The 25750-nt window shown below is 45.2% G+C and carries 23 protein-coding genes; all 23 read right to left on the reverse strand.

Annotation, left to right across the window (positions count from 1 at the left end; all coding sequences use genetic code 11):
- Window positions 1-17: 17 nt before the first annotated feature.
- The gene (locus tag NQ534_RS02780) at window positions 18-680 is read right to left on the reverse strand and encodes a PepSY domain-containing protein (RefSeq protein WP_006863517.1); all 663 of its coding nucleotides are present in this window, start codon (window positions 678-680) and stop codon (window positions 18-20) included.
- A gap of 651 nt (window positions 681-1331) precedes the next feature.
- Window positions 1332-1766 (reverse strand): hypothetical protein, encoded by a 435-nt coding sequence (locus NQ534_RS02785; protein ID WP_006863516.1) that lies wholly within the window; start codon window positions 1764-1766, stop codon window positions 1332-1334.
- 17 nt (window positions 1767-1783) lie between these two features.
- Window positions 1784-2578, reverse strand: coding sequence for a hypothetical protein (locus NQ534_RS02790; RefSeq protein ID WP_006863515.1), 795 nt, complete (start codon window positions 2576-2578; stop codon window positions 1784-1786).
- Window positions 2579-2589: 11 nt separating this feature from the next.
- Complete coding sequence (locus tag NQ534_RS02795; RefSeq protein ID WP_040784674.1) at window positions 2590-3228, reverse strand: RpiB/LacA/LacB family sugar-phosphate isomerase; 639 nt, start codon at window positions 3226-3228, stop codon at window positions 2590-2592.
- Window positions 3229-3285: 57 nt separating this feature from the next.
- Complete coding sequence (locus NQ534_RS02800) at window positions 3286-4086, reverse strand: gluconate 5-dehydrogenase (RefSeq protein ID WP_006863513.1); 801 nt, start codon at window positions 4084-4086, stop codon at window positions 3286-3288.
- An 11-nt stretch (window positions 4087-4097) separates the two neighbouring features.
- A complete protein-coding gene (kduI, locus tag NQ534_RS02805) occupies window positions 4098-4961 on the reverse strand; it encodes a 5-dehydro-4-deoxy-D-glucuronate isomerase (RefSeq protein WP_040784672.1) in 864 nt (287 codons plus the stop codon).
- A 26-nt stretch (window positions 4962-4987) separates the two neighbouring features.
- Window positions 4988-6154 carry a glycoside hydrolase family 88 protein gene (locus NQ534_RS02810; RefSeq protein ID WP_006863511.1) on the reverse strand — a complete coding sequence of 389 codons (1167 nt, stop codon included), beginning with the start codon at window positions 6152-6154 and terminating at the stop codon, window positions 4988-4990.
- A gap of 56 nt (window positions 6155-6210) precedes the next feature.
- Window positions 6211-6570 (reverse strand): hypothetical protein, encoded by a 360-nt coding sequence (locus NQ534_RS02815; protein ID WP_006863510.1) that lies wholly within the window; start codon window positions 6568-6570, stop codon window positions 6211-6213.
- 158 nt (window positions 6571-6728) lie between these two features.
- On the reverse strand, window positions 6729-9026 hold the full coding sequence (locus NQ534_RS02820; protein WP_006863509.1) for a hypothetical protein: 2298 nt from the start codon (window positions 9024-9026) through the stop codon (window positions 6729-6731).
- 2 nt (window positions 9027-9028) lie between these two features.
- Window positions 9029-10636, reverse strand: a complete 1608-nt coding sequence (locus NQ534_RS02825; protein WP_006863507.1) for a glycoside hydrolase family 43 protein — start codon at window positions 10634-10636, stop codon at window positions 9029-9031.
- 97 nt (window positions 10637-10733) lie between these two features.
- Window positions 10734-12323 (reverse strand): extracellular solute-binding protein, encoded by a 1590-nt coding sequence (locus NQ534_RS02830; protein WP_143115840.1) that lies wholly within the window; start codon window positions 12321-12323, stop codon window positions 10734-10736.
- A 55-nt stretch (window positions 12324-12378) separates the two neighbouring features.
- Window positions 12379-13287, reverse strand: coding sequence for a carbohydrate ABC transporter permease (locus NQ534_RS02835; protein ID WP_006863505.1), 909 nt, complete (start codon window positions 13285-13287; stop codon window positions 12379-12381).
- A gap of 9 nt (window positions 13288-13296) precedes the next feature.
- Window positions 13297-14238 carry an ABC transporter permease gene (locus NQ534_RS02840; RefSeq protein ID WP_006863504.1) on the reverse strand — a complete coding sequence of 314 codons (942 nt, stop codon included), beginning with the start codon at window positions 14236-14238 and terminating at the stop codon, window positions 13297-13299.
- Window positions 14239-14408: 170 nt separating this feature from the next.
- Window positions 14409-15995 (reverse strand): response regulator transcription factor, encoded by a 1587-nt coding sequence (locus tag NQ534_RS02845; protein WP_006863503.1) that lies wholly within the window; start codon window positions 15993-15995, stop codon window positions 14409-14411.
- A gap of 3 nt (window positions 15996-15998) precedes the next feature.
- Complete coding sequence (locus tag NQ534_RS02850) at window positions 15999-17807, reverse strand: cache domain-containing sensor histidine kinase (protein WP_006863502.1); 1809 nt, start codon at window positions 17805-17807, stop codon at window positions 15999-16001.
- The gene (locus NQ534_RS02855; RefSeq protein ID WP_006863501.1) at window positions 17797-19125 is read right to left on the reverse strand and encodes an ABC transporter substrate-binding protein; all 1329 of its coding nucleotides are present in this window, start codon (window positions 19123-19125) and stop codon (window positions 17797-17799) included. The genes NQ534_RS02850 and NQ534_RS02855 overlap by 11 nt, the downstream gene beginning before the upstream one ends.
- 219 nt (window positions 19126-19344) lie before the next feature.
- Window positions 19345-20076, reverse strand: coding sequence for a carbon-nitrogen hydrolase family protein (locus NQ534_RS02860; RefSeq protein WP_157200754.1), 732 nt, complete (start codon window positions 20074-20076; stop codon window positions 19345-19347).
- Between the two features lie 179 nt (window positions 20077-20255).
- Window positions 20256-21788: an alpha-L-arabinofuranosidase family protein gene (locus tag NQ534_RS02865; protein ID WP_006863498.1), complete on the reverse strand. Its 1533-nt coding sequence runs from the start codon at window positions 21786-21788 to the stop codon at window positions 20256-20258.
- A 23-nt stretch (window positions 21789-21811) separates the two neighbouring features.
- Complete coding sequence (locus NQ534_RS02870) at window positions 21812-23434, reverse strand: GH39 family glycosyl hydrolase (RefSeq protein WP_006863497.1); 1623 nt, start codon at window positions 23432-23434, stop codon at window positions 21812-21814.
- Window positions 23435-23840: 406 nt separating this feature from the next.
- Window positions 23841-24551, reverse strand: coding sequence for an AAA family ATPase (locus NQ534_RS02875; RefSeq protein WP_157200753.1), 711 nt, complete (start codon window positions 24549-24551; stop codon window positions 23841-23843).
- A 379-nt stretch (window positions 24552-24930) separates the two neighbouring features.
- Window positions 24931-25155, reverse strand: a complete 225-nt coding sequence (locus NQ534_RS02880) for a hypothetical protein (protein WP_143115841.1) — start codon at window positions 25153-25155, stop codon at window positions 24931-24933.
- A 9-nt stretch (window positions 25156-25164) separates the two neighbouring features.
- Window positions 25165-25470 carry a type II toxin-antitoxin system RelE/ParE family toxin gene (locus NQ534_RS02885; protein ID WP_006863492.1) on the reverse strand — a complete coding sequence of 102 codons (306 nt, stop codon included), beginning with the start codon at window positions 25468-25470 and terminating at the stop codon, window positions 25165-25167.
- Window positions 25460-25726 carry a type II toxin-antitoxin system Phd/YefM family antitoxin gene (locus NQ534_RS02890; protein WP_006863491.1) on the reverse strand — a complete coding sequence of 89 codons (267 nt, stop codon included), beginning with the start codon at window positions 25724-25726 and terminating at the stop codon, window positions 25460-25462. Before NQ534_RS02890 ends, NQ534_RS02885 begins: the two co-directional genes overlap by 11 nt.
- Between the last annotated feature and the right edge of the window lie 24 nt (window positions 25727-25750).

Genomic DNA, 25750 nt, shown 5'->3' on the forward strand with positions numbered 1-25750 from the left:
CGCCGCAGCTTCTGTAATCAGTATTTTTCCTCGCTCCACTCCAGAAGCTCGCCGGTTTTCGCATTCAGTTCAAATTCATATTCCCGCTGCTCATATACGATGTCACCCTCATAAATCTCTCTTCCGTCATCCAGCTCATATTTTATCCGGAGATCTTTTTCGGTAGCGCCCTCCACCTTTTCCAGAACGATTGCCGACGCTTCCTCTTTTGTCAGTGCATCCGGGTCTGACGGCACATTATCATACTCTCTGTCGACCTCATAGTCGCTCTCCAGAATTGCTCCGGAAGCGGCATCCAGCTCGTAGCTGTACTCCTCGGCATCCACATACATATCCACTTCGTAAATCAGCCTTCCATCATCCCAGTCCAGCTTTACGCGGATTCCGGTCAGCTCATCCTCTGTAAGATCCGCATCCGCAAGCGCAATTTCCTTCGCCTGCTCCTCCGTAAGCTCCGCCGTCTGCTTTGCTGCACCTCCCCGGCTCTGCCCGTTTTCCGTTTCTGTCCCACCGCTGCCCGCATCTGCATCTGACGTGGTACTCTGCTGCGGCGCTTTCGCCCGGATGCCGCTCTCTGCCGCGGACTGCTCTGCCATCACGGCAACTGCGCCACTCTGAAACGCACCTGCAAAAATCATTCCTGCTGCTACTGCACTTAATATCATCTGTCTTCTCTTCATTGAAAAATCCTCCTTTTTCTGAACAATACTCTTTTAATATCTCTTCCTAAACAATGTCTCTTTGTTTCTGATGACTATACTATATATGGTCCAGATTAAAGAAAGATTAAAAATTAGATTTAAAACGCCATAATTCATTTGAATCATGGCGTTTATTCTGATTTTATATGGTATTTTATAATTCAGTTAGAATTTACCTGCTTTGCTGGCCTCTTCGATGCTAACCGCAACAGCCACAGTCATACCAACCATCGGGTTGTTTCCTACATCTGGCATGTAACCTTATTCCTCTGTGATTTAACTTTATCATTTGCAAATTATTCCCATTTTCCTGCACTTTACACGCACTGCACATTCCAATCTGATAAGATAAATCTCTTGTAAAACCTGTGCAGATTCCTGCGAATGTTGACCAAATGTTGACTTTTTTTCGTGTTAGAAATGTTGACTTGTCTTTTTAAGTATCTATCGACATTATTCTACACCAATATATACAAACAATCAATACTCCTATAATAAAAATTAATCTGCATCAAATTCGAACTCTTTGTTATCTCATTTAGACTTATCAAACCACTTCTATCTATCGTATACTGCCATTAAAAAACGGCATTTAAGGATATATGGATTATCACTTAAATGCCGTCCCTTCTATTCTATATTCTCTGTATCCAATTTCTTTACATTCGTCAGATCAGTCAAATCAAATCCCTCATATTCTTTAAGGAATTTGCATAAAGTCTCTTTTCTTACTTTGAGCCCTCCTAGTTTCAATGCCGGCAGAAATCCTCCCTTAATCAATTCATATACTCTGTTATGTCCAAGCAGATTCCTATACAGTACCATTCCTTCAGAATCCAGATGCACATTGATGAATCTCTGGATTTCTTCCAACAATTCTTCTTTATCAAGGCTATCTGGTTTTTCTAAAAAATCCATAATGTCTTCCGCAATTGAGTCCTTCTGGAATTCCTGCAGTACTAATTTTGGCACCATAGATTCACACCCCATTGCGTCAGGCAATTCGCTCTTTAGTTTTTCAAGTTGGAATAAATCAAAATCCTTTACTTCATCCCGGTCAAACACAATCCAAATCTATTTTTCTATTCCCCTTCCATTATTTCTTTCCCATAGACCTCAAGCTGCGTCAGTGCCGGAAACGGCGAGGGATCGCAGGAAGCAATCAGGTGTGACAATTCCAGCCAGCTTATTTTCTTTGCGTCAAAAACAAATTCCTGCGCCTCATCTGTCTTTCTGAACGTAAGTTCCATATTTTCTCCGTTTGAAAAAGTTACTGTGGCTTTTTCCCACCAGTTATCATGTGGGAAATCCGCCCGAAGGTAAACAATAAGTCTGTCAACCTTCACTTCTCTTCCAAATTCAAGCTTCATTCTGGCATCCGGGTTCCGGTTAATGCCCCAGGACTCAAAAGGCCATTCTCCATGGCAGTGATTGGCTGTAACTCCGTCAATGGCATTTTGGGCAGCAAAAACCGCCTCACCTCTTGTTTCCACATTTGCAGAAGCATGGGGGAACGACATGGTATTTCCGTGCTGGTCATTCACATTCAATGCCAGATTTCTATAGGTATTGATTTCAAAATCTCTTGCTTCCCTGACACTGACCAGATGGCGTTTCCCAGAAAAAGCCTTAGGGGACAGGTTCATTCTCTGCTCCCCAAAAGGCACTGTATACTGGATATCCTCCTTAACATACACAAGAGATTTTCCCAATGCGTCATCAATCTGAAGCCATACATAACAGGGCTTTTCAGAGACTTCCAGAGAAATCCTGTCACCCTCCTCATATTCCCGTGATACAGCCAGATTTACCTCATGCTCACCCCTGCTGACTGCTGCGGTAATCTGATTTTTGTCAATGATTTTCAGACAAAACATTTATTTTCCCCCTAGTCTATGATCTCTTTTACACAGTCTGCCAGACTCTCATTTTTACAATCATGGAAGAAATATTCTCTGAAATGTTCGCCGGATAAGGCGCCCCTCACCAGTTCCCGGTCAAGTTCTTTCAGGATATCTGTAAGGTTTTTATATGTGACTTTTTTTACCTCATCAAGGATCTTCTTGTTTCTCTGTTCTGGTACCGCGCGCTCTCTCGGATATCCCTGCCCGCTTTTTTCACAAAACAGTTTTTCAAAAATATATTCCAGATTCAGGTCTCCGCCCCAGCCAAATCCTTTGGCAAACGGAATGGCTATCGCGTTTCCATCATTGATCTGGGCAAATGTATAAGCATCTAATGCATCCTCCACATGACCGCAGATCACACCCGGGAAAGAATTGCAGGCAAGCATTGCCCCTTCTCCCGTACCGCATCCCGTGATCACATAGTCTGCCGCTCCGGAATTCAAAAGAACTGCCGTCAGGATCCCAACCTGAACATAGGTAAGCTGACAATCATCTTCTGCTGTATACATTCCATAGTTTTTCACCTCAAATCCCATTGGCTCTGCTACTTTTCTCAGGGCCTTTTCAATCACAGGATTTTTTGCAGCCTGGCTGTTTTCATTAATCAATGCGATTCTCATCTTTATTTTCCTCCATCTGATAACAAACATTCTCCAATTAATATAACATTTTCCGCCTTACGGCTGTTTACCAATATATGCCAGAATGCCGCCGTCTACATACAAAATATGTCCGTTTACAAAATCAGAAGCGTCCGAGGCAAGAAATACTGCCGGTCCCATCAGGTCCTCCGGATTCCCCCAGCGCGCCGCGGGAGTTTTCCCGATAATGAAACGGTCAAATGGATGGCGGGAACCATCCGCCTGAATCTCACGGAGAGGCGCTGTCTGCGGTGTGGCAATATATCCGGGACCGATGCCATTGCACTGGATATTGTACGAACCGTATTCGGAAGCAATATTTTTGGTCAGCATTTTCAGTCCGCCTTTCGCCGCTGCATATGCTGATACAGTTTCACGCCCAAGCTCACTCATCATAGAACAAATATTAATGATCTTTCCATGGCCTTTTTTAATCATTCCCGGAATGACTGCTTTGGATACTATAAAAGGGGCGTTTAGGTCAATGTCCACAACCTGCCGGAACTCTTCCACGCTCATTTCATGCATGGGTATTCTCTTGATGATGCCCGCGTTATTTACCAGAATATCAATGGTCCCAAGCTCCCTCTCAATATCCGCAACCATCTGTACTACCTGCTGCTCATCCGTCACATCACAGATATACCCTTTCGCGTCAATTCCTTTTTCCCTGTATGCCTCAAGGGCTTTTTCCAGATGCTCCTGCCCTCTGCAGTTAAAGGCAATCCTTGCCCCCGCTCCCGCAAGCGCTTCCGCGATTGCAAAGCCGATCCCATATGCCGCGCCTGTTACCAGTGCTGTTTTCCCCGTCAATGAAAACATTTTGTTCATATCCATTTTTCCTCTCCTTATCTTAAATCCCGGTTGTCAATGCTGTCCATATCATCAAAATCCTGGTTTTCTCCGACCATTCCCCAGATAAATGTATATGCCTGGGACCCACAGCCGGAATGGATGGACCAGCTCGGTGAAATGACGGCTTCTTCGTTTCGTACAATAATATGACGGGTTTCCGTCGGTTCTCCCATATAATGCATCACGAATCCATCCTCCGGAATGTCAAAATACAGATAAACCTCCATCCTCCGGTCGTGGGTATGGCATGGCATAGTATTCCACACGCTCCCCGGTTCAAGATGTGTCATGCCCATTTCAAGCTGGCAGCTTTCCACCTGACCCGGAAGGATATATTTGCAGATGGTTCTGTGGTTGGATGTTTCCAGGCTTCCAAGCTCCACCTTATTTTCAGGGTGAACGATCACTACCCCTTTCCCCGGTTCTCCCTCCGGCCTGATCAGCTTTGTGGGATAGGACATATGGGCAGGCGCGCTGTTCAGATAAAATTTTGCAGGATTCCCGCTGTCTTCGCTTTCAAAGATAATCTCCTTCGCGCCCATGCCGATGTACATTCCGTCCCTGCTCCCTACGTTCCATGTCTTTCCATCAGTCAGGATCCTTCCCGGGCCGCCGATGTTGATCACCCCAAGCTCTCTCCTTTGTAGGAAATATTCAGCCCGAAGCTCCTGGCCTGCTGTCAGCACCAGGCTTTTTTCTGCCGGCATGGCGCTTCCTGTAATAATACGGTCAATATGGCTGTATACCAGCTTGATCTCATCCCTGCAGAATACAGGCGAAATCAGGAATTCCTCCCGGAGTCTTTCTGTTGTATAATGCTTCACATCTCTCGGTGATGCTGCTGTTCTTAATTCCATAATCCTTCTCCTTTTTTCCATTACTTTTACCAGAGAAATATTCCGGTTCCTTTTAGTTTATAGATTGCCTCCGCAAAGAAATAATCTGCATAAGTCATGGTAAAGTGATGTTCCGGGCTGTGATATGCCCCTGTACAGTTCTGTACGACCGCATCACAGTCTCTGCCCCAATCCGAACGGGTTTCGTCGATTGCCCTCAGAATTTTTACCGCAGAGTTCACATACATCTCTTTTTCCTGTTCCGGCACATACTTCGCAATCTCCAGAAGCCCGCCGGCAATGACGCAGGCTCCGCAGGAATCCTCATACGCCGGTTCCTTTGGCTGCCTGAAATCCACCGGAATAATTCCATTTTCCGGGATATTGGCCATACAATAATGGGCTACTCTTTTTGCGGTATCCAGATATTCCTGCTTTCCGGTGTGGCGATAGCTGATCATAAACCCATAAACTGCCCATCCCTGGCCTCTTGTCCACGATGAATCCTCTTCATATCCCTGTCCTCCAAGGCTTCGCACCACTTCTCCTGTTTCCGGGTTAAACTCCACGATGTGGTTCACAGAACCGTCCGGTCTTACAAAATGCTTCATCACGGTATCCGCATGAGCCATGGCAATATGACGGAATCTCGGGTCCTTTGTCTCTTCCCACGCCCAGTACAGCAGGGAAATATTCATCATGCAGTCAATAATCGCCCAGCCGATAGTATCCTCATTGGAAACCTCATTCCATGCACGGATGAAATTTCCAGCAGGATTAAACCTTCCGGCAAGAAGATTCGCCGCATGTAGCCCGATCTTTCTGGATCTCTCATTCTTTGTCAGGCGATAATCTGCGACTGCGGAAAGCTGGAACATGAATCCCACATCATGATGCAGCCCGTAAAAGCCTTCAAAGCATTTCTCCATCCTGTATTCAGAAAGTCTTGCAATCTCTGCATACCGCCCATCTTTCGTGTCCTGGTAGAGCAGCCACATAAGACCGCCCCAAAATCCGTTTGTCCACCAGTTAAGGCCATCATCCAAAGCCCATTTTTTGTTTGTATCGGAGCGGTCATCGTAATCTCCCGCCTCATTGGTCGTATAGGGAATCTTATCTTTATTCTTTTCACTTACCCATTCCATCTTTTTACGGATTTTTGAAGCGATTCCTTCCGCCCATTCCTCATATCCTGTCAATCTGTTTTCTTCCATGATATTTCCTTTCCTGCCGTTTTGGCTTTTATTGCGCCTGTTCCAGGCAACGATTCTTACGGTATACTGCCGAAGCAACCGACACGTCTGTCCTGCGTTTCCATAGAATCCTTCGCTTTTTCGGACCAGTAGCGGTACCATTTTCCATCATTTCCCTTTTGATCCATGACAGACTCCCCGTAAACCGGCGGACTGAAACGGATATTCGGATAGAGATTATCCCCATTCATATAGAGTGCCATAAACTCATGCGACATTCCATTCTCTTTGATCTCCTGCTGCATATATTCCAGCATAGAGACATACGGACTTGCTTCCTTTCCCTGACACCGTTCTTCCAGATCCTCCCATGCTTTCGCATCCTGAAGGACACTGTTGAATCCCAGTCTCCTGAGAAGCCGGACGCTTTCTTTCACAAATTCCCTGTCATCATATGCCGGACGGTAAAAATTGCCGAACCAGATATTGATATAGGGTTCGCCTGTTTTTTTTATCTATCATCGTATTGATCCTGGCTCCTTTCTTTTTGTTACATTCCATTTCCTGTTCACAAATGTATCACTCATAATCAAAACTACTGTATACCAAATTTCACAAAATGCCATTCGTCTGTATGAGTTTCCTCCGGTGCATTCGGCGCATCAGCAAAATTTTTCTTTCCCTCATACTGCGCGGGACTGATGGTATGATAGTCTCCCTTGTAATAATGATGAGGTCCGTAAGTATTGTAGGTACTCGGGATTAAATCCACAGTAATCGTATGTAGTCCAGGCTCCGGGATGTCTACACGCCACTCTTCTCCCCATGTATACCCTGCTTCGCGTCCGTCCACATAGATTTTTGCTGCTTCCGCATGAATGTGTTCAACCGCGCCAAGCTTGCAGTTTTGACCAGTGCCGATATAAAATTCGCTTTCCAGCGTAATACATTCTCTCATAAACGGGAATCCAGACTCTATCAGATGTGCACAGTCTACCAGTGTCAGATCATAGTCCTCCAGGAAAAATGAGCCTCCAGTTACCAACTGTCTCTGGCCATACGGTTGAAACCTCTCCGTACTCTTTACCAGAAATTCTCCCTGAAGAAATACCAGAGGCTCCGGTTGTTCTGCTGTTCCTTCATAGTGAATAACTGCAAATCCATTTCTTTTGATCCGCCGCCGGATCTGCTTTGGTATCTCATACCAATATTCCCCTGACTCTTTCTTTTTCGGGATAAGTTCTTCTCCCATAACCTCCAGTTTTGACAATACGTCCAACGCCAAAATGTTCCATGGCTCTGATTTCCGGTCATTCCCGCCGTGATACTCGATCTTTGTATCGTAGTCCTTTAGCAGAATCTGGTTATTTCCTGCATTTTTTACAGTCCACTGAAATACCTCGGACGATCGGAACAGATCTGACCGTAGATATTCTGCCACTTTTTTTGTCTCTTCCCACAGACATTCTTCACTGTATATTACCAGATCATACGCCTGTGAATTCAGATAGAATTTCCCGTTCCTTATCGTTCCGCATCTCTCGATCATCCATTCTTCTGCTACATCAAACTGCATGCCGCGCCGATACATCTGCTCTATAAATTCACTGAACCGATTGCTGCATCCGCCGCTTTTCGTGTCCGGCACCCCTGCTCCGTTATGTTCATTTACCACCATAGCGTCTGCCGGATCATATGTGGACATCACTCTTCTTGCGGGTGCGATTATAAGAACCGGCCTTTCCTGTTCCGCCTGATCATCCCAGCGCTTATGTAATTTTTCAAACAACGCAGGAAACACATCGCGCCAGTTTACTCCGAACGGAATATCCGGCGGCCAGTCCCCGCGTATCGACGCCGTATTCTTCTGATACTGGCTGATATGAAAGACATACGTTGTAATTCCACACTCTGCCAGCCAGTCAATATTGTGTTCCACATCCTCCGGCGACAGTCCCCAGCCGCTTCCTCCCAGAATCTCCGCCATCGAATTCCCATCTCCAAACTGTCTGCCGATGGAAGCAGCGATTCTTGGATAATAATGGTTTCCCGGATCACGCCCAAGCGCATCCACTGCCGGATTATTGACCCGGATCAGATTGCGGAACGCCGAGCCGCCGGGCGATATCTGAAAAAAGAGATTTTCTTCTCCTTTTAGATGTGCTGCGTATCTTTTTCCATATGTCCTGCACCAGGTGTTGATTCTTCCGTAATAATTCTCTGCCAGAATGTCCGCCAGCAGTTCCCAGAAACGAACCCTCATTTTCTCATATCCCGGTTTTTCTACAAACAGATATTCCAGATGCTCCGGCATCGTTTCACCGTATTTTTCCGTATATTTTTCCGGCAGGTCATCTGTCCACGGAATGCCGCCTGTCTGCATGGATATTCCGTGCCCGTCCAAAAATCCCACTTCGTCGCTGAAAAACCCGGTCACATATTCAAATGCCTCCTGATCCAGGCCGTTTCGGTATCCGTCATACGTAATCCTCACAAAACATTCCATTGCCTTTTCAGACAAAGTATTCACCTGATGGAATTCTCTTTTACACACTCTGCCATCCTGATATACCAACCACTGACAGATGCAGTCTCCCAGTTCTTCCATTACCTTCCCGTCAGCGCGTCCCGACGGCCAGCCGTTCTCATCGTAAATCCAGAACTCCATTCCCAGTTCCTTCGCATACAAGATCAATTCGGACAAAACTCCCAAATATCCGGAACCAAGATATGGAGGATCATTCGGATAATATCTCGGATGAAATACTGTTCCCTGAAAACCGTAATCTTTCATCGCCTTTAACTGCTGTTTTAACCTACCGATTTCCAGAGAATCGTTGATTGCCCAGAAAGTCAGAAACCTGATAGATGTCTTTGTCCTCTTTGTTCCCATATTTACTCCCCTTTTTCCTGATATGTAAACCAGTCAAAATCCGCGTAAGCTCCGCTGCCCGTCAGATCCTGACAGCAAATCCCTACCATTGCCCCGGTAAACCAGCCCTCCAGGCACGCTTCATCCGATAAGATGCTTGCATCAAATACCGGTCCGATCTGTTCGTATACTTCTTCTCCCAGTCCATAATAGAACTGTAATTTATCGTGATCCACGGATACTTTCAAATACACCGGTTTTCCTTCTTTGATCGGAACAAATCCAACCGGATATGTGTAGGTTTTGTTTTCTGCTTTCAGGATACTGATGCATTTTCCCAAATCTTCATCACAGGTAACGTGCAGGTAAAAATAATTATCCGTATCGTACATGCAGATCAGTCCCGCCATCTGTTTAAATACATTTGGTTCAAATTCCAGTTTTGTATCCGCTTCAAACTGAAATTCCGTCCACCGTCTGGCAATCAGGCTCTGATCAAACTTCGAAGACAGTCCTTCCCGTCCGTACATGCGCAGATATCCAGGCCGTTCTTTCAGGGAAAGAAACCTTTCGTCCATTGGGATACGCAAAGACTGATATTCCAGATCCAGTGTTTCTTCTTTAAAATCGTCTCTACATGTTTTTTCCCCAAACACATACGGTTCCAGACCAGTGACTTCTATTTTCTCATCCGGAAGCTTTGTTCCATTCGCCAGACGTAGCCAGCCGTCGCTCGTCCATTCCATTTTCTGAATAGCAGTCTCCCTTCCCAGCGGATATCTGCGCTCTCCCGAAAATCTGGGAGCGTCTTTGGCATTCCTGTTTTCCAGCGGACGCCCGCACAGATGCACGGCATACCATTCTCCTTCCGGTGTTTCCACCAGATCACAATGCCCCGCTTTCTGTAATGGGAAATCCGGTGTATCCCGGGTTGTGAGGATCGAGTTATTCTCATTCCATTCATACGGTCCCCAGATATTTTTCGCGCGAAGAATAGATTGTCCGTGTGCCTCTCCCGTTCCTGTATCTGCACAGAACAGATAATACCAACCATCTCGTTTCACAATATGCGGGCCTTCCAGATAAATCCGGTCGCCGGTATAGATATACCGAACCGGACCGTACATATTCTTTGCTTTCGCGTCATACTCCTGCAAAATAATCCTGCCCTTATATTTTTTCGGGATACGGTGGTCTGTCACCATACTGACCATATATTTTTTTCCGTCATCGTCATGGAACAGCGACGGATCAAATCCGAAATTATTTAACGCAGTCGGCTCGGACCACGGTCCGTGGATATTCTCAGCCGTCACCAGATAATTGGCGGTATCATACATATTACAATAAAAAGACTTCACCACGGTATAAACCAGATAAAAGATTCCCTTATCATAAGTCAGGCATGGGGCCCAGATCCCCTGAGATGCCCCCACCCCTTTCAGATCTAACTGCGATACCCGATTCAGCGGATACTCGATCATTTCCCAGTGTACCAGATCTCTGGAATGATGGAGCCGGACGCCCGGCCACCATTCAAACGTTGAGTTCGCCATATAATAATCTTCTCCAACCCGTATGATGGAGGGATCCGGATGGAAGCCTCGTAAAATTGGATTCTCTGCTTTCATATTTCTCCTTTCCCCATCAGCCAAAAGGCTGCCATGCCGAAACCTCCCGCATGGCAGCCTGCCATCCAATCACATGCGGTTCATTACATCCCGCTTCTTATTTTCCGTCCAGAAATTCCTGAAGCTGTTTTTCTACTTCCGCTCTGACGATCTCAATATCATTCTTTGCTTTTTCGTAAAACTCGTCGATTTTTGCCTGTGTATCCGCTCCGAACAGGCCGCTCTGAAGCTGTGCCCTATAATCTCCGCCTGTCTGTTTCAGGGCTGCATATGCTATTTTTACTTCTGTCGATACGTTCGGATCGAATACAAAGCCGCTGATCGGATTCAGTTCAAAATTTTCCTTATCAGTTGCGTAAGCTTTATATTCCCGCATCTCCTCCGGCCATGTTACGTTGACTCTTGTGTATTCCGGATTCCAGCACAGCTCATATCCCGGAAATACATATTTGTTATTCGGTGTCAGATCTTCCATTGTCTTGTCGCCTGCGTCTTCCCAGTCCTCACCCTCGATTCCGTAGCAGAAAAGGTCGTGGTTTTCCTGGCTCTGGAAAATCCAGTCAAGGAATTCCATCGTTGCGTCAATATTTTCAGAATAATACGGTACTGCCACATAGTTTGCCGACAATGCCTGATTGGTAAAGGTTGCCTCTTTGTTGTTGATCTGATCCTCATAGAACCATACGCCAAGTTCGCTGTCCGGTGCGTTTTGTTTCAGGTTGGTGGCAATGTTATTATATCCGTCCAGATTTCCTTCAATGGCACCATATTTTCCTACATAGAACTTTTCTTCCGAGTTCGTCACTGTCGCTGAATCTGCGTTTCCGAAATCACCGTATTCATCTGCGATTTTCAGAAAGCGCTTTGTCATAAAGTTTTCCTGATACCCTTCGGGATAGTCTGCAAACCGTTCGTCCGGATCGCCAAAGATGCTTACGTCCTCTACCGTCTTCCCGTCATCTGACAGAAGCGCCCGGAAATTCAAGTTCGCAGTAACTCCGGTGTTATCCACTTCTACAATATTATTTTCCACCGCCGTATACCAGTCAGAAAGATAGTAGAAGTATCCGCGGTCTTTCAATCCCATTGCAGACTCAATACCAAGGGAATCCTTATTCTCATTTACCGCCTGCAGATACGCATGGAATGTTTCTTCGCTGGTGACTGGCTCACAGCCAAGCTGCTCTCTCCAGTCTTCACGATAGAAGATGCACCGCATGTCCGCATACTGTTCAAAAAACGGGATCGCATAGATCGCGCCGTCATCGCTCACCATCGTTTCCAGAATCTCCGGTGTAAATGCCTTCTTCAGCCCCGGATACTCGTCATTATCAAAATATTCCGAAAGATCTGCATACAGACCATTGCTGATATTGGATGCCAGATTTACCCAGTAGGCGTCAAAGGTCAGGTCGCATGCTTCCTGATTCATCAGCTTCAATGGCATCTCTTCCACATGCTTTGTTGTCCAGTTTACCTTGATGTCAATTCCCATGTCCTCGCCTGCACGCTTTTCAAATTCATCGAATACCTTTTCATAGTTTTCCCCTTCATTTGTGAGCCAGAATGTAAGCTCTGTCTTTTCTCCAGACGTCTCTTTTGCCTCTGATCTGCATGGCGCCATGGATACCGCCATCACAGCCGCAAGTGCGGACACCGCTGTTCTCTTCCAGATTTTTGTTGTCATAATTCCTCCTTCTCTGCTTTTACAGATGATATATATTTTTTGTTGCATTACTGCCTTATCCTTTGACGGAACCTACCATAATTCCGCCTGTGAAATATTTCTGCGCGATGGGATATACCAGTATAATCGGCCCGATCGTACAGAGCGCTGTCGCCATTTTCATGGTCGTGCTTGGCAAGGTCGCCGTATTAACCGCAGCTCCCTGTGACGCCATGTTTGCCAATGTTTCAGTTTTTCTGATCAACTGCATGATCAGATACTGTAGCGGCCATGTATTTTTGTCTCCCGCATTATAGAGCATTGCCTTGAACCATTCGTTCCAGTACCCCAGCGCATAAAACAGGCTAACGGTAGCAAGCGCTGGTTTTGAGCATGGGAGGATAATACGGAACAAAATCGTCATATCATTGGCACCGTCCAGCTTTGCCGATTCTGCTAACGAGCTCGGTATCGCCGTAAAAAAGTTCCGCAGTAGGAATACATTCCATGGAATAACCATGCTCGGCAGGATCAGCGCCCAAACCGTATTGGTAAGATGCAGATATCTGGATATCAACATATACGTGGGGACAAGACCTCCGTTGAATATCATGGTAAAGTAAATATACAGGTTGATTCTGGAACCGTATTTGATTCCTGCCGCCAACGGATATGCCAACATAGAACTTACAAGCATACTCAAAAGCGTACCAGCTACCGTGACAAAGATAGATACTCCGTAAGAGATCCAGATTTGTTTTCCTCCAAATACCACCTCATACGCCGCCGTGGTAAACCCCTGCGGAATCAGTTTAAATCCATTCTTTAGTATCAAAGCTTCTTCCGAAAATGAGCAGGCTATGATGTAAACGAATGGCACAATACAAAAGAATGCAAAGACTCCTGCAATCAGATAACACGCGATCTTGAGCGCCTGCTCGCTTTTACTTAACTTTCTGTGATTCTTAACTGCCCTTTCTTTCATAATGCCCTCCTAAAAAATAGCTGAATCCGGTTCGTATTTTCTTGCCAGCTTATTTGCCGTTACCACCATGATGAATCCAAGAACTGATTGTACCATACCGATCGCCGTGCTCAATCCATATTCATTCAGCGTCCGCATCGCCCTGTATGTATACGTATCAATGACGTCCACCGTAGAATAAAGCATGGAGTTGTCCCCGATCAACGCATAGAACATTCCAAAATCTCCGTAGAAAATTCTTCCTATGTTAAATAATGTCATCAAGATAACCGTCGGACGCAGGATCGGCAGCGTCATATATCTGATCTTCTGCCACTTTGTAGCTCCGTCAATCTCAGCCGCCTCCATGATTCCAGGATCAATCCCTGTAATTGTAGCCAGATAGACTATTGCGCCGTACCCCGACGCCTGCCATACCTTTAAAACTACCATAATGATCGGCCATACCCATGCCTCCTGATAAAAATTGATCTGAATCCCCATGCCTTCCAGCAAATTCGTCAGGATGCCGTTATCCGTACTGATTACTGCATTGTTCAAAAACAAAGACACAATCGTCCATGATATGAAGTAAGGAAGCAGTGACAGCGTCTGTGTGATCTTCTTATACTTTTTGGCTGTAATCTCACTGAACACCACTGCAAGGACTACGGATACAAATGTCGATGCTATAATAAAGATTACATTCAGCCACAGCGTATTGACTGCCGCCTTGCTTAATCCAGGCCAGATACTGCCATTAAAGAAAAACCTGAAATTATTCAATCCGCAGAAGCTGCTCCCGAATATTCCGTCTTTTACATTAAAATTCTGAAATGCGATAACCAGCCCCAGCATCGGTATGTAGGAAAAAATAAAAATCTGAAGGATTCCCGGAACCGTCATTCCATATAGGAAGCCATGCTTTTTAATTTCCTGAAAGAAACCGTTCTTTTTCTTTACCCGTTGCATTTTATTACCTCTCTTCCTCTTTCTTTATACTTATCATAGCAGTTTCAGATTTTTTTCAAATGCTGCTTTTCAAGAAAAAAGTGCAGGTTTTCAAGACGTTTTTTGCCCGTACATAAAAGGAGCCGGATATCCGACTCCCATAAATGTCCTGTATTATTTTGTATTTCCTGTTACTTTTCTGTCAGTTTTCTTTTATACTCTGCCGGGCTGCAGCCGTAATATTCTCTGAATTTCTCCGTAAACTGCCTTGTATTCTGATAGCCGACCTTTTCCGCAATTTCATAGGTTCTGAGATCTGTCGTAATCACAAGCCGTTTTGCCTCATCCATACGGAGACCTGTCAAAAAGCTTTTGAAATTCCGGCCCGTTGTTTTCTTAAACAATGCCCCGAAATATACCGAATTTACACAGGCCATTTCCGCCATTTTCCGCATATTGATATCTTCCTCAAAATGTGCCTTCATATAATTGACTACCTGTGCAATGGCCGGATTCTCCCAAAGAACCGCACGGCTGGCAATCTGATTGGTAAGCAAACCGTAATAGTCCAGAAACTCCTGCTTCAGTTCATCATAAGTAATGGAAGCACGCATTTTTTCCATAAATTCAATCTGCCTTTTTTCATCTTCTCCAAAAGCGGCGCCATATGCCTTTAGGTCGTCATTGAGTGTTCCAGAAAAAAGAATACAACGGTTAATCACAGCATAGCGGTTTCCGTAATGAAGATTTTTGATTAATTCAATACATTCTTCAAACTTCTCCGTTACTTCCGGCCTCCGGGTTACAAGCATTTCCCGGATCTCTTTTTTCAACCGTTCGTAATCTTCAAAGGAATCTGTGAATTTCTTATGGATATCGTCTGCGCAGATCACTTTCCTGTCTAAAAAATACCGCATCTCATATGCAAATTTTGCCGATTTATACATATAACCCAAATCGGACGCTTTTTCCGAAAACGATCCCACGCCGGATCGAAGTTCTGTTTTCATCTCCTGCTCCACCAAATCCAACACCGGCAGCACGTAGTCTGAGAGCAATGTTCCCTTCTCTTTTGGCTCAATCATGCAAAGAATATAAAGGCAGTCCTCTTCCCTTTTCATCGGAACTCCCTTCTTATTATCCCGGAAAAAGTTCTGGATACGGTTAAACACAGAGAATTTAATCAATTCTGCTTTTTTATAATTCTCCACTTCTAGCCGCTTTTTCCGCTTGTCATCAAGATAGAAGCAGATGCCAACAAAGGTTTTCCCTTTGTAATCGATCCCCATATTACAGAAGCTTTCATACAGTTCCTCCGGCGCATATCCATTATCACTGTTCAGTCTTGCAAGCAGTTCCTGAAGTTCATTCTTTTCTTCCCGGAATATTTCCAGCCTTTCCTGATTGCGGAGACGCAGCAGCGCTTTTTTCACGGCTCCCTCCATCGCTTCCCTTAACACCGGCTTCAGAATATAATCCACTGCGCCCAATTGGATCGCTTCCTGCACATATTCAAATTTCTGATATCCACTGATAAAAATCACCTGAGGCTCTATCTGCTCCTGCTTTAAGCGTGCCATGAATTCCAGGCCAGTCATTTCTGGCATACAGATATCTGAAACGACAATGTCCGGCTTTTTCTCTGTCACTTTCTTCCACAGTTCCTTTCCGTCCATCGCTTCATCTATGATGGACAGACCGTATTCTTCCCACGGGATCAGCTTTTTCAATCCTTTTACGATGACAGGCTCATCATCGGCTATGATTACTTTTAACATTTCTCATTCCTCCAGCACCGGCAGTGTATATTCCACAATTGTTCCCAGGTTCTCGCAGCTTGTAATCTGAAATCCGTAGCTATTTCCGTAATTCTTTACAATCCGGTCATACGTATTTTTAATGCCGATTGAGATTGTTTCCCCTTTCCTGCTCCCGATAGTGTCCTTCCCCAGCAGATCTGTGATTTCCTGCACCTTCTCCTCCGGCATCCCCACACCATCATCCATAACAGTGATGCACAGGCATCCGGATCTTCTCAGCACACTGATCCGAACCTTTCCGGCTCCTTTTTTCGGACGCAGCCCATGTTTTACCGCATTTTCAATTGCAGGCTGCAGAATCAGCTTCAACACTTTCAGGTGCAGGCAATCCGCCGGAACATCCATCTCAAGATCATAAAGATTTTCATACCTCACTTTTACAATATAAAAATACTCCCGAATGTTTTCCAGTTCCTCTTTCAGCGTTACCTGATCCGATTCATTTCCAATCAGATACCTGAGCTGTTTGGAAAGACTGTCAATCAATCTGGAGGCTTTTTCCGCGTTTTCTGAAATTGCCGTCATGCGGATTACCTCCAGTGTATTGTACAGATAATGAGGCTTGATCGTGGATTTCAACGCGGCAAGCTCCGCGTCCTTCTGCCGCAGTTCAGCCACATACACCTGATCAATGTACTGCTGCAGATGATCCGCCATCTCGTTAAATCCCTCCCCCAGAACCTGTATTTCATCATGGCTGCGGATGTCTACCCGGGTATCCAGTTCGCCTTTTTGCATCTTTTCCATCGCGTCTTTCAACGTCCTGACCGGACGGCTGGTATAACGGGAAAATCCGTAAAACGCCACAAGAATCAGCACAGCGGCTCCCAGCATCCCGAGAACAAACCTGCCGCTGTCCATATACATTCCTTCGATATTTTGCCTGCTGATACTTGCCAGTACTTTCCAATCGGTATTTTCTACACTGCAATATGCATAAATGCTGTCTTCTGTCCGATATACCCCGCTCTCGCCTTCCAAGGCTTCCAGAATGCCGCTGATGCTCTGGTTTTTCTGTGTCACCTTCTCCGAATCCCTGCTGTATATGACCGTACCGTCTTTTGCGTCTGCCACAACGACCTCGCTGTCCTCCCCCATATCCATTCCCTCTTCCAGAATCTCCAGCTCCGATGGATCGAAATCAACATACAAAGTTCCCATGCGCCTGCTCCCTGCCGTGCGCATCGTTGACACATCCATATAATTCCGCGCCATAGTAAACACCTTTTCTTCGGAATTATAATAATAGTTGCTTTCCGAATGAGTCGGCATGATATAAAGGCTGTTTAAATCTTCCTCCCGCGGTTTCCACTGCGCGTCCAGCACTTTGCGGATATCCATATTCTTTGTGGAATCCCGGCTCACATTATAAATCTTATCATAGATAAACCGGACATTTTGAATGGACCGATCCATATTCATTATGTTGTAAAGAATATTGGTAATCTGGCGTTCCCGTTCTTCTTCCTCCAGCTCTGTATCATCCAACAGCTCATAAAAGTACAGATAATCATCGGAAGTATAATCGTACAAAGACTGCGTAATATCATCATATTTTCCAATCAGGTCGGATACGTTTTTTCCCATGTTCACCGCCATCTGTGACGCGTTGCTTATCATAACCTCCTCCACACTGGATGAAAGCCGCATATAAAGGATCTGTCCGGTCAGCAAAAGCGGAATCAGGCCAATCAGAATAAAAGCAATAAACATTTTTACAAACATGCTGCTATAAATGCGCTTCTTCTCTTCCGGTTTCTTATCCTGCATCCGCAACCGCCCTTTCCCATTCCTGCTGGTATTCTTTTAACATCTCTTCTTTTGTTTTTTCCCCGTCAAGCACTTTCTTCAAACCTGCGCACAAAAAATTCCGGAAACCTTCCGGCGTATCTTCATCCCCGATTTGCATCTCAGGCTTCAGTACTCCACTGCCGACCTCTTCGCTGATTGCTTTTAGCTGCTCATTTTCTACCGGAATTTCCTGTTTTGTCACCGGAAGCGCATTCATCAGGCTGCAGATTTCTCCGTAAATTTCTTCGGAATAAAAAAACTTCAGAAAATTCACTGCAGCGTCATATTTTTTCTCATCGTTTCCGCACTCCGCTGAAATACCCCACCCGGACTGATTGTCGGTAAAGGAATATTTCCGGCCTTCATCATCCGGCATAAAGAACCAGCCAAGCCGTATCTCCGGATTCAGGCTCTGTATCTTCGGGATCTGGTTGCACAGAGAATACAGCATAACGGCATTGCCGTTAGCGATGTACTCGCAGGTCTCAGCATCGCCAGTCATGGCATAGCCGCGGCTGACGTATCCTTTTTCAAACAGTCCAGCGAACCGATCCAGCATTTCCGCCGGTTCCTCTTCCGTCCACGACACCTTCCCCAGTGTGCAATCCTTCTGCCACGATGGGTTCGATGACGTTACACAGGAATTAAAAAAATACCTGCACCAGAACATCAGATGCCAGCTATCGCCTCCCCCTACCACCAGGGGTGTATACTGCCGTTCCTTCAGCGTCTCGCACAGGACTTCAAATTCCTCCCAGGTGGAAGGCGGCGTCAGCCCCAGCGCGTCAAACACATCTTTGTTATAAATCATCCCCTGCTCCAGCCTGACGCCGGGCAGCGTATACACACAGCCGTCAGGAGCCATCCACGTATCTTGCAGAAGGTCTGTCAGCTCATCCGGAAGCGGGCAGAACATACCTTCCTCATATGCCATCCTGATATCCTTTACCTCCACCACATCCCCAAGTTCGCCAACGGCAGTCTGCCGCTTTAAATAGTCGTCGTAAAATCCGCTCTGCGTCCTTGTGGAAGGCTGCAGTCTCACCTCAATCTCCGGGTACTTTTCCATAAATGCGGCGCACACCAGACTCACTGATCTGTTCCATCCGTCGTCCCCCGACGCGAAGGTCACGATCAGTACGGTTTTCTCCTCCGTCTGCGTGTTTTCCACTTCGGCATGCCTATTATAAAAAGCAAAAATTAATGCGAACAAAGCGGCGGCTGTCAGGCATCCCACTGCAATTCTCCTGATACCACGGTTCTTTTTGATGATCCTCCGTAATTTCTCTTTTCCCATTGTCCCACTCCGAATGTTTCATTTACTCTTCTTTTACATCCTAATCTTCTTTTTGCGGTCGTAAGGCATCGTCTCCTGATGCATCGCCTCTTGTATTTCATGATAATTCCATTCTGCGGATTTTGCAATATTTTCTCATTATTCCGTAGAATTATTCGTAACGCAATTCAGCCATAACAGCCAATCCAAGCTGTTATGGCTAATCTATTTCTGATTGTACTATACTTGCAATAATTCTTGATACAATTCCGGCTTCCGTTCCAAAAGCCGCGATTCCCGGCAACGCTTTGCAGCTTTCAGATCCACCTCTCCGATAACCACGTCATCTCCTGTACAATTGCCGGACGACAGTATCCGTCCGTCCGGCGAGATGATCTGGCTCGGACTGCGGAGATCTTGAATATCCATCCAATATGGCACCCCCATCGCGGCGGCAGTATAGATTCCATTCTCATAAGCCCGTGCAGGCCCATAGATCCATTCCCATCCCCACGTTGGACAAAAAATAATATCCGCACCTTTGTGCGCCAGTATCCTTGCTGTCTCCGGAAACTGCATATCCCAGCAAATTGCAAAACCAAACTTTCCATATTCGGTATCTGTCACAGTGAAATCTTCTCCTGCCTTCAGATATGTCTTCTCGTCCCCCGCCAGATGAATTTTCTTGTAACACGCTTTCACCTCACCATCAGGATCAAGCAGAAAAGCACAATTAGAGAGTTCGTTCTCTCCATCTGCATAAAACATTCCCGCAATAAGATATGCCTTCGAATCTTTTGCCGTCTGTAAAAACTTCTCCAAAATATTGTCCTGCGTTTTTTTTATCAGCTTTTTGTAGTCACCCTGATATTGTTTTGGCTGTCCGGCAAAATTGATTGCTTCCGCAGTCACGATTACATCTGCTCCCAGACTCGCGGCCCGTTTCGCCAGCAACAGATTCTTCTCTGTCATCTCTTTTTGGCAGTCCAGAATTTCTGCTTCCGTCCATATATTTTCTCTGTGTTCAAAATCATACAACTTGTTTTGCTTTGTCTGCAGCAATGCGATCTTCATCATTCTTCCCTTTCCTCGAAATCTTTTTCACCAGTATTAATGCACAACAAGCCGTACAGGCAAAGGTATCCGAATATTCATATCAGTTCTACATTCAGGACTGCCGCGCTAAGCGGCGGAATTACAATTCCAGATGGTTCTGTACACCGGAATTCTTTGAGGGAAAGGCGGTTTGGATGTTCCAGATCATTTTCTGTATCCGGTTCTGTATTTCCAAAAAATTTCCCAGAAATCGCTCCTACCGTTTTTCCTTTTATTCCGAAACTTACCGTTACGTCTTCTTTTATATGTCTGTTTACCAGATTCAATACTAATCGTTTTTTTTCTCTGTCATAACTGCAGGAAGCATCCAGATAAGGAACTTCCTTATAATAAGCTCCCTCCCATGTCGGCGACTGTACCCAGATATCCACCGCCTCCAGTCCCTTATTGGGGAGAAATAATTCCTGTACATAAGATACCGCCGTCCGAAAGGACCTACCTCCGCCCGGTTCTACGATCACTGCCGGAAGTACGTTCACAAGCTGTGCCATGTTGCACAGCACCGCGACATCCGCATTTCGGATAAAGATGTTAAAATAGGCCGCCGCCAAAAGTCCGTCTGCTGCAGTATAGTTACAGCAGATGTTCTCATCGGCGCGATACCATGAATTATACTCGTCCAGCGCAATGCCGATGGGTTTCATGTTCCCATGCTTATGCCTGATCAGACGGATATCTTCCCGCATAATCCGGTAAGCGTCCTCTAAAATCTGCATCTGCTCATTCAGATAATAATGTACCTTTTCTGTTCCCATCTTTTCCCATGTCTGCATAATATCATCTTTGTAGTCATGTCCGATATAGTGATGCAGATCAATATAGTCCAGATATTCAAACATACGATCCAGTACTTCCCGGTTCCAATTATCAGACGGATTAGGGAAATATCCGGTTGGTGCGTCATAAATGCCATCCAGTACCGGAAAATGTGCACCACAGCCAATCAGTTTAATTGAGGGATCCGCCTCTTTCATCGCCATTGCAAATTCACGTGCCCGTCTCACATAATCTCCTGCATGATCGAAATATCCAAGCTCCCAGTTTCCGCCAACTTCATTTCCAATACCCCACAGCCTGACTCCATGAGGTTCTTTATGACCATTTTCCCATCGTTGATCCGCATAACGGCTTCCAACTGAACCGTTGCAGTATTCCACCCAGTTTCTTGCCTCTTCCGGGGTTCCGGTTCCCATATTGATACAGATAAACGGTTCGGCACCTATCTTTCTACACCACTTGATATATTCGTCTGTTCCAAACGAATTATCCGGATTATCATAATGCGTTCTGTATCGTGTCTTCGGCCGTTGTTTCTTCGGTCCGATTCCGTCTTCAAAATGATAATACGGCGCATAGCAGCCGCCGGGAAAGCGAACTGAAGTCACTCCCATTTTTTTCGCTGTTTCTATCACGTCCATCCGGAACCCATCCTCATCCGCCGCAGGACTTCCCGGATCATAAACCCCGCCATAGATACATGCGCCAAGATTTTCAATAAAACTCCCGAAAATACCGGCAGATACTTCCGATATCACCCTGTCCGGATTTACAAATACTTCTGCTCTCATCACTTTCCCTCTCCTGCTGTTTCCTACTGCTCTGAAATCAAAACAACACTCCACGGTTTCAGTGTCAGATCCAGATTCAGGATTCCCGTTTCATCCGCTTCCAGCATCTCTTCTTTCAGATTCTCCCCACAGGTTTTCAACGCCGTTTCCTGTTCCCGTGTAAGATTTGACGGACAGCCAAAAGACTCCCATAGTTTTACTACGTTTCCACTTTCCTGATCCAAAATCTCCATTCTGAAAGACGATGACGCTGCTAACTTGGTAATACACATAGAGAGCTCTGCCGTTTCTCCTTGTTTTTGGAATTCTTCAATCGTCCTTCTGTCGGGATATGCTGAGATTGGAACAGATTCTGCGACTTCTTTCGGATAATGATAAAAAAGCGCCCGAAGTTTCCCCTGTTGATTTTTTGTAATTATAGCTCCCTCTGTTTTCCAGATCACTTCTTCTCCCAATTGATTCAGAAAACGATATGCATGATATGCCGGTTTTTTAATCCCTTGCATATTGAGCAGGCCGAATCCTCCGTGAAATGGTTCCGGGCCTGGTCCTTGTTCTTCAAAGATATCGGTAAACACCCAGTAGGAGAGGGAATCTGCCAACCCTTCTGAATCCAGATTGCATTTTATAATGTATACCGCTTCGGCAAGAGAATCATGGCTACAGTCTCTTGACGTCGGACTGGAACTCCATTCCGTCAGATGGATCTCCGCATCTTTATATACACTGGCGTCTAACGTGTTCCTAAGCCATGTCAGGTCATCCTGCAGAGCATTCACATACCGCGACCTGCCTTTCAATCCGGTTCCTTCTCTTTGGTTGTCTACTGCAAAATCTGTCGGATACGGATGTGTGGACACAAAATCAACCGACAAATGCTCTGTCTCACAAAAGCGCAGAAAATCCTCAATCCATGTGCCTTTCCATTCCAGACTCTGCAGATTCTCCACCTGATTCGTCTTATGAGCGCTTACGTCTTCCACTTCTCCGTCAAATCTGGAATCCGGCACAAAATTACTGGTCGCCGGCCCGCCGACACGCAGTCTTTCGCAGATACCTTTTATTGCATTTACCGAAGTCTGATAGAGACGGAAATACTGGGATTTTGTCCCATACCAGAAAGCATGGAGATCCGCTTCGTTCCAGATTTCAAAATACCACTGCTCCACTTCCTCCAGCCCATATCTCTCGATCCAGTGTCTGACCAGATCGGCAAGCAGCCTCCCCCACGCTTCATAATCAACAGGCGGCGTTACATTCGCTCTCCACCAGAATTGGGTTCCGTCTCCGCTTGCCATCGCTTCCGGCATAAATCCGAATTCTACAAATGGCCGGATCTTCATCCCCAACAGCGCATCGAACAGCATATCTATATAGGCGAAATTATAAAATTCCTTTTCCCCTTCTTTTCGATATACGCCCATCTCATCACACAGAAGTCCGTGAAAACGGATATATCGAAATCCACAGTCTCTTACCGTCATTTGCAGCTGTTTCTGCCACACTGCCCTTAATCCCTCACCGGCTCTTCCTGCTCCGATACAGGTATTCCAGTATTTTTTTATCTTCTTTCCATTTTCTTTTGCATTTACTCTGATCGTTTCCATCGTTGATGCCTTCTTTCTATTCTGATCTTTTCTTATCATAGCATTTCCTCACCAGCAGAAAAGTCAGAAATTCAAGAAAAATCTGCTGAAAATCGTGTTTTTCCTGCACAGCAGCTCAAATTGGCAAAATCTGAATCCGGTAATATATAAGTGGCCTAATGTGAGAAAGAACCTTATGGATATTGGCGCTTTTATAATTCTGATTATTGTTTCTTTACTTCAGGAAAAATGGAGAAAATAGATAATGACTATATATATTGTTTTTGAAAACTGAATTATAGAATAAAATCACCTAAACGGACGATAACCCAGAATGCTACCGTCCGTTTTTGCCTTTTGCAAATGTACAACTACCTCACAGCGGCAGGCATGAGCAGAAAGCAGGTTACAAGGCTTCCAACTCAATAACAGCAAAATATGCAAATCTTAAAAAATCTTAAAAAAATCAGTTTTTATTGTTTTGAAATAAAGCAACCGTTTTTTTCTCCCCTTCCGGTGCAAGAAGGCATTTTTCGTGAATCAGGCAGCTCTCCTTTGTCTCCATATCCGCCCTCTCCAGACAAAGCACGCTGCTGATTTTTTCTGCAAACTCATTTTTCCATATATTCCCGTTTTCACTTCCCAAGCCATCTGAATAGGCAATCAATATCATTGCACAACCGGTATGCTTCGCAATCCCCTCCAGCTTATGCAGGATCGGATAAATCAGCTCCGGTTCATCCCCATAAACCTCATATTCCAGATATTCCTGAATAGGATCAACAATCATCACATGAATATTAAAGTCTTCAATCAGTTTTTCTATACTTTCATCTGCCAGAGTAAAGGGAAGCATGTCATTGACAGCTAATATTCTGGACAGATCCGCGCCGGATTCTATAAGCCTGGGTCCTACCATGTCGGAAAGATCATCATCCGCACTGAAATAAAGCACATTTCCCGTTGGGTGTTCCTCCATCCCTTCCAGATTCTTCTGACTTGTAAATGCTGCCATGAGCTGACAGGCAAACATGGTTTTTCCGGAATCCGGCGCACCATGGATAACCGTAATCTTTCCAGACGGTATATACGGATACCAAAGCCTGTTTAAAGGCTGTTCTTTTACTTCACTCATATTTGTTACTTCCCTGCTCTTTTCTTTTAATTGAAACATCATAATCTCCCTTCTTTTAAATCCGCCGCTTTTCTGCGGTCTTTGTTCCGTTCCATATGTCCCCGCGGGAACCGTGTTCATCTCTCCTGCATCTAATAGCCCCGGCAAGCTTTTTAAAATTACATCTGTCTTTCCGGTCTGCGAAAAAAACGGGTGCCATCACAGCACCCGTAACTTCCCGATAATCTTATTTTTTAGATACCAGACCTTCCCTGCCTGGCCGCAGGGATCTGTCTGGTATCTGTTTCTATCTTTAGAATAATCTTCTCTTTGTTTTTCTCGCCCTGTTTCTTCTCCTGTGTCTGCTTCTGATGTATTCCGTCTGTTTCGGCTGCTGCAGAAGTTCCTGCCAGAATGAGCGCAGTGCTGCACAAAGCAAAAGTCAGCGAACTCGCAACGCGCCCTTTTCTATGATTCTTTTCCCAACTATCTTTCCCCCTTCATGACCTGATATATGTTCTGGTTTCCATAGAAAACTGTCTTTTCCAACCACGCCGCATCCTTGCTTTCTGCGGCTGATCCCGGACAGACAAAAAGGAACCTGCAATGCAGATTCCTTTTTGTCCGGCCACAACCATCCTGTGACAGATAAATCTCTTTCATTCATTCCGTTTTCTTAATAAAACAGTTTTGTATACTCTGTCTGAGTATCCGCAATATGGTATACATATACTGTTTTATCAATTTTCCTGTAAATGGCAACATGTTTTTTACAAATTACCATGCGGTATCCCTGTTCATTCAGCCACGTATCTGGTATCATTGATCCAAAATCCAGGAACTGCTCCAAGCGTTCAATAACATCCAGGATATGATCGCTGACTTTAACCGCAGTTTCTACATCAAACTGTACCGCATACCAATCCTCAATCCTTTTTAAATCTTCCCACGCGGTCGGAAGAATCTCTACCCTATATGCCATTTAGTCTTTCCCTCAGTTTTTCCCTCGCTTCGGAAACAGTTAACGTCGGCTCCCCGGCAATGCGTTCCTGTTCTGCCTGCAATACTTTTGCCCGCAGTTCCAATATCTGCTCCCGCTTTTCAAAAGCTTCTATACTCATGACTACTACATCACCTTCTCCGTTCTTGGTAATGTAAATAGGTTCCTTGGTTTCTTTGGCAAGGTTAGAGATTGCTGTATAGTCATTTCTTAAAGCTGCAGATGCTTTTATAATCATCTCGTCACCTCCATATATCTTTTT

Source organism: Marvinbryantia formatexigens DSM 14469, assembly GCF_025148285.1.
Classification (GTDB): domain Bacteria; phylum Bacillota; class Clostridia; order Lachnospirales; family Lachnospiraceae; genus Marvinbryantia; species Marvinbryantia formatexigens.

Coding starts and splice junctions, on each gene's coding strand:
- NQ534_RS02780 (WP_006863517.1), bottom strand. CDS start 680: ATGAAGAGAAGACAGATGATATTAAGTGCAGTAGCAGCAGGAATGATT.
- NQ534_RS02790 (WP_006863515.1), bottom strand. CDS start 2,578: ATGTTTTGTCTGAAAATCATTGACAAAAATCAGATTACCGCAGCAGTC.
- NQ534_RS02795 (WP_040784674.1), bottom strand. CDS start 3,228: ATGAGAATCGCATTGATTAATGAAAACAGCCAGGCTGCAAAAAATCCT.
- NQ534_RS02800 (WP_006863513.1), bottom strand. CDS start 4,086: ATGGATATGAACAAAATGTTTTCATTGACGGGGAAAACAGCACTGGTA.
- kduI (WP_040784672.1), bottom strand. CDS start 4,961: ATGGAATTAAGAACAGCAGCATCACCGAGAGATGTGAAGCATTATACA.
- NQ534_RS02810 (WP_006863511.1), bottom strand. CDS start 6,154: ATGGAAGAAAACAGATTGACAGGATATGAGGAATGGGCGGAAGGAATC.
- NQ534_RS02820 (WP_006863509.1), bottom strand. CDS start 9,026: ATGGGAACAAAGAGGACAAAGACATCTATCAGGTTTCTGACTTTCTGG.
- NQ534_RS02825 (WP_006863507.1), bottom strand. CDS start 10,636: ATGAAAGCAGAGAATCCAATTTTACGAGGCTTCCATCCGGATCCCTCC.
- NQ534_RS02830 (WP_143115840.1), bottom strand. CDS start 12,323: ATGACAACAAAAATCTGGAAGAGAACAGCGGTGTCCGCACTTGCGGCT.
- NQ534_RS02835 (WP_006863505.1), bottom strand. CDS start 13,287: ATGAAAGAAAGGGCAGTTAAGAATCACAGAAAGTTAAGTAAAAGCGAG.
- NQ534_RS02840 (WP_006863504.1), bottom strand. CDS start 14,238: ATGCAACGGGTAAAGAAAAAGAACGGTTTCTTTCAGGAAATTAAAAAG.
- NQ534_RS02845 (WP_006863503.1), bottom strand. CDS start 15,995: ATGTTAAAAGTAATCATAGCCGATGATGAGCCTGTCATCGTAAAAGGA.
- NQ534_RS02850 (WP_006863502.1), bottom strand. CDS start 17,807: ATGCAGGATAAGAAACCGGAAGAGAAGAAGCGCATTTATAGCAGCATG.
- NQ534_RS02855 (WP_006863501.1), bottom strand. CDS start 19,125: ATGGGAAAAGAGAAATTACGGAGGATCATCAAAAAGAACCGTGGTATC.
- NQ534_RS02860 (WP_157200754.1), bottom strand. CDS start 20,076: ATGACAGAGAAGAATCTGTTGCTGGCGAAACGGGCCGCGAGTCTGGGA.
- NQ534_RS02865 (WP_006863498.1), bottom strand. CDS start 21,788: ATGAGAGCAGAAGTATTTGTAAATCCGGACAGGGTGATATCGGAAGTA.
- NQ534_RS02870 (WP_006863497.1), bottom strand. CDS start 23,434: ATGATAAGAAAAGATCAGAATAGAAAGAAGGCATCAACGATGGAAACG.
- NQ534_RS02875 (WP_157200753.1), bottom strand. CDS start 24,551: ATGATGTTTCAATTAAAAGAAAAGAGCAGGGAAGTAACAAATATGAGT.
- NQ534_RS02880 (WP_143115841.1), bottom strand. CDS start 25,155: ATGAATGAAAGAGATTTATCTGTCACAGGATGGTTGTGGCCGGACAAA.
- NQ534_RS02885 (WP_006863492.1), bottom strand. CDS start 25,470: ATGGCATATAGGGTAGAGATTCTTCCGACCGCGTGGGAAGATTTAAAA.
- NQ534_RS02890 (WP_006863491.1), bottom strand. CDS start 25,726: ATGATTATAAAAGCATCTGCAGCTTTAAGAAATGACTATACAGCAATC.